Source organism: Nitrosophilus sp., assembly GCF_982775275.1.
In genome coordinates this window covers 5428-9718 of record NZ_CEXZHP010000047.1, presented here as the reverse complement: position 1 = coordinate 9718, position 4291 = coordinate 5428, and the positions used below count along the sequence as shown (strand labels likewise).

The following is a 4291-nucleotide window of genomic DNA, read 5'->3' as shown; positions in this document are numbered from 1 at the left end:
AATATCTCAATAACTTAAAAACCCTAAACAAAACAAAAATTCTTAATATTCTAAGCTCTCTATAGCTTGGGAGAATTGCCAATAGATCTATTATGGCAAGAGGAGATGTTATGTATTCTAACTTCTTTTTAAAAATCTCTTTCAAAACGGCTTTAGTATCAAACTCTTTTTCCAAAAAAACCGAGTTTTCAAACTCTTCTATTATAATTTTTCTAATATCGTTATATACCCACATTCTCAAAAGATATTCTATTATAAAAACTCCCGTTACAAAATATACGTCATAATAATAAAGCCATTTGCTAATGGGGTTTTTTACCTCTTCGATTATTATAACTACGCTTGATAAAATTAAAAAAATCATAAAATAATCAAAATATCTTTTTAATCTATATTCATCGTTTTCAAGTAGATTTTTAAAAAAAAGTTTTACTCTTTTATATTTTTCAGAGCCTTCCAGAAGGAAGGCTATATCAATTAAAATTTGGGAGAGTTTCACTGAAGTCTTTCTTTTAAAATTTTGTTTACCACTTTTGGATCGGCTTTGCCTTTACTGGCTTTCATAACCTGTCCAACAAAAAAGCCAAAAAGTTTCTCTTTTCCGCTTTTATATTGGGCAACTTTATCTTCATTTTGTGAAAGTATCTCATCAATTATCGCAGCTATTGCACTCTCATCGCTAATCTGTTTCAATCCAAGCCTATCTATGGCTTCGTCAACATCTAAATTTTCTTTCATCAAAAGATCAAGCACATCCTTTGCAGCCTTATTGCTAATAGTTTTATCTTCGATTCTTTTTACTAACTTAGCCAGTTTTTTTGCATCTACAGGAGAGTTTTCTATATTTAACCCCTCTTTGTTTAATCTTGCGGATAACTCAACAGTTAGCCAATTTACGGCATTTTTTGCGCTAATATTTTCTTCCATCATCTTTTCAAAATACTCAGCCGTCTCTTTAGAATTGGCTATCAACGCCGCGTCATACGCCCTTATACCATATTCTTTTATAAATCTCTCCTCTTTTTCGTCAGGGAGTTCTGGGATATTTTTTGTCTCTTCAAAAAAAGTTTGAGGAATAACAAGAGGTAAGAGATCTGGATCTGGAAAATATCTATAATCGGCACTCTCTTCTTTGCCTCTCATACTTTTAGTAATACCCTTTTGGGTATCAAAAAGTCTTGTTTCTTGAACAACTTCTTGCTCATATACCCCATCTTCCCACGCTTCTATATGTCTTTGCACTTCATAATCGATTGCTTTTTGTATAAATCTAAATGAGTTTAGATTTTTTATCTCAACTCTTGTATATAATTTTTCATCCCCTTTTGGTCTTATAGAGACGTTTGCGTCACATCTAAAAGAGCCCTCTTGCATATTCGCATCACTAATATCAAGATATCTAACGATTGCGTGAAGTTTTTTCAAATAAGCCACCGCCTCATCACTACTTCTAATATCAGGGTCGCTTACAATTTCAAGAAGCGGAGTTCCTGCTCTGTTTAAATCCACTTTACTAATCTCGCCTTCATGTATATTTTTTCCGGCATCCTCTTCCAAATGGGCTCTTGTTATGCCTATTTTTCTTTTTGTCCCATCTTCTTTATCAATAAAAAGATATCCATTTTCAACTATCGGTATCTCAAATTGACTTATTTGGTAGCCTTTTGGAAGGTCGGGATAAAAATAGTTCTTTCTATTAAATATAGATTTTTTATTTATGGTAGCATTGATAGCCCATCCAAACATCATAGCCTTTTTTACGGCTTCTTCATTGATTACAGGCAAAGCTCCCGGAAGTGCTAAACAGGTAGGACAAGTGTTTTTATTTTGAATATCGGCAAAACTTGTGGGGCATGAACAAAACATCTTTGTTTTCGTATTTAGTTGCACGTGAACTTCCAAACCTATAACTACTTCAAATTCCATAAAATTCCTTTTTTAAACTCTTTTAATTTTTTATGATTTTACAAAATTATTGATAAAAAGTAGTTAAAATAGGTTATTTCACAAAATATCTAATAGAAGCAAATCCAAAAGATTTTTTCAATTTTATCTTATGAATTTGATATCTATTAACAATTCCCCCTAGAGCTATTATTTTAATGTTATTTTTTGATATCATTTTTCTCAAAATATTGAGTCCCTTTGGCTCTCCTTTGTGGGGAGTAAAAAAAATGGGGCTATATGTTATAAAATCGGCCCTGTTTTTTATAGCTTTTTTTATTTCAAAAAGGTTGTGTGTGCTTGCAATTACTATCAATTTTTTTCTTTTGGCACTTTTTATTAGATCAAGTTGGTCGCTTCTTAGATGAACCCCGTCAAACTTATATCTATAGGCAAGATTGATATCGGAATTTATAAAAATTTTTCTAAATTTTAATTTTTTTGAAATTTTCAAAAAATTTATGGCCAGCTCTTTAAAATTGGGAGAAGTTTTATCCCTAAAACATACAAAATCCACTTTTTTTCTGTTTTTGACAAAAATCAGTTTCTTCTTTAATTTTATAGGATTAAAGCTATAATATTTTGGATCGGTTATTAGATAGTTGATAAAATTATTACTCATAGAGCCTTTTTTCTATCGATTCTAAAATTTCTGTCTGTTTTTTTAACTCTTTAATTTTTTCGATTTGAAGATTAGCCATCTCTAAAATTATAATAAAAAAGAGCCAAAAAACGGTAGAAAAAATGACTGCTGTTAGTGCCGGCAATATACCAAGAGAGATAAAGGAGCGAAAGAAAAAGAAGGCGCTCAAAAGTAAAAGCGCCCAAAAAATGCCCAGCATAAAGCTTATGACATTTTCTAAAAATGTTTTTTTCAAGCTATTCCTTAAAGAGATTCCTCATGTAAAAGAACCGCTCCGGCCAAATATACATATGTCAAAATCATAAAAATAAAGGTTTGTAAAAATGCCGAAAATAGTAAAAGAGCAAAAGCCGGCAAAGGAACTATCCAAGGGGCAAGCATTAAAAGAACCCATAAAAATAGGTCATCACCTTTTATGTTACCAAAAAGCCTAAAAGATAAAGATATTATTCTTGAGATATGAGATACTATCTCGATAGGAAACATTAAAGGAGCTAAAAGCTTAACGGGGCCAGCAAAATGCGCAAAATAGTGAATAACTCCGTTTTTTCTAATTCCTTCGTAATTATAATAGATAAAAACTATCAAAGCCAACGCTAAAGTAAAATTGATATTGCCCGAAGGAGATTCAAAACCAGGTATAATTCCTATAATGTTGGCAACAAATATAAAAAGACCCAACGTAGCTACAAGGGGCAGATATTTTTTTGCGTTGCTTTCACCTATAACGTCTCTTCCCATTGAAATAACGCCTTCAAGATAGGCTTCCATTATATTTTGGATCCCTTGAGGAACGATTCTTAAAGATTTTGTTGCAGCTTTAGCCAAAAAAAGAACAATTAGCGCGGCTAAAATCGTATGAGCTACAAAAATAAAGGTATGATCGTGAGAAATGGTGCCTAAGAAAGTAAAAATTCCTTCCATCTTTTCTCCTGCTTTAAAATTTTGCATATTTTACCGATTTTAAAATTAATAGCATATTAAATTTTCTTGCCCAAGCCTATAAATCGCAAAATCGTATTTAACCGGATCGTTTTTGTCAAATTTTTTTAAATTGTTTGTCAACTCGATAGCGGCTTTTAAATCGTAAGTTTTTCTTTGCAATAATCCAAGCTTTTTTGAAACATTAAAAGTATGCGTATCAAGGGGAATTATAAGATCTTTTTTTTCAACCTTTTTCCATAAACCAAAATCGATATTATCCTCTCTTACCATCCATCTAAAAAACATATTGTATCTTTTAAAAGGAGAAGTTTGAGAATATTTTTCTTTTGGCGGAGGTTTTCCTATTAGGAAATTATATCCTTTTGATTCGTATGGATTTACTTTTTTTATATTTAAAATGAGTTCTCTTAATCCGTCAATCACGTTTTTTTCTTTTTTGTATCCTTCATAAAAGATATTTTCCAAACTATCTATATCTTGCAATCTTTTTAACGAAATAAATAGATTTGCGATATCTTTATGATTTTGAAAACGATAATATTTATTTTTTAAATCTTTAAAAATTTTATCTTCATTTGCTTCCAACAATGAAAAATCTAAATTTTCTAAAAATTTTACAATTAAAGAGGCTTTACCATATGCAAAAAGAGAACAAATAAGAGAAATTCTTTCATCTTTATATCTTCTTGCGATCAAAATAGGATCTGGATTTTGTAAACTTACTTCAAAAAAATTGTCTCTTTTTTCTACTTCTTTATC

At 30.7% G+C, this 4291-nt stretch carries 6 protein-coding genes; all 6 read right to left on the bottom strand.

The window, feature by feature from the left end; genetic code table 11:
- On the bottom strand, window positions 1-499 hold a 499-nt coding region (locus tag AC30RD_RS03815), incomplete at its 3' end, for an ion transporter (protein WP_489492922.1).
- Window positions 496-1926 carry an Asp-tRNA(Asn)/Glu-tRNA(Gln) amidotransferase subunit GatB gene (gene gatB / locus AC30RD_RS03810; protein WP_489492921.1) on the bottom strand — a complete coding sequence of 477 codons (1431 nt, stop codon included), beginning with the start codon at window positions 1924-1926 and terminating at the stop codon, window positions 496-498. The genes gatB and AC30RD_RS03815, both read right to left, overlap by 4 nt.
- 73 nt (window positions 1927-1999) lie before the next feature.
- Window positions 2000-2566: a thiamine phosphate synthase gene (locus tag AC30RD_RS03805; protein ID WP_489492920.1), complete on the bottom strand. Its 567-nt coding sequence runs from the start codon at window positions 2564-2566 to the stop codon at window positions 2000-2002.
- Window positions 2559-2822 (bottom strand): hypothetical protein, encoded by a 264-nt coding sequence (locus tag AC30RD_RS03800; RefSeq protein WP_489492918.1) that lies wholly within the window; start codon window positions 2820-2822, stop codon window positions 2559-2561. Before AC30RD_RS03800 ends, AC30RD_RS03805 begins: the two co-directional genes overlap by 8 nt.
- Before the next feature lie 8 nt (window positions 2823-2830).
- Window positions 2831-3511, bottom strand: coding sequence for a F0F1 ATP synthase subunit A (locus AC30RD_RS03795; protein WP_489492916.1), 681 nt, complete (start codon window positions 3509-3511; stop codon window positions 2831-2833).
- A 45-nt stretch (window positions 3512-3556) separates the two neighbouring features.
- Window positions 3557-4291: TIGR02757 family protein (locus AC30RD_RS03790; protein WP_489492915.1), on the bottom strand; the 735-nt coding region annotated here is incomplete at its 5' end.

Excerpts from the sequence above, each read along its gene's own strand:
- AC30RD_RS03805 (WP_489492920.1), bottom strand. The coding sequence starts at position 2,566 with ATGAGTAATAATTTTATCAACTATCTAATAACCGATCCAAAATATTAT.
- AC30RD_RS03795 (WP_489492916.1), bottom strand. The coding sequence starts at position 3,511 with ATGGAAGGAATTTTTACTTTCTTAGGCACCATTTCTCACGATCATACC.
- gatB (WP_489492921.1), bottom strand. The coding sequence starts at position 1,926 with ATGGAATTTGAAGTAGTTATAGGTTTGGAAGTTCACGTGCAACTAAAT.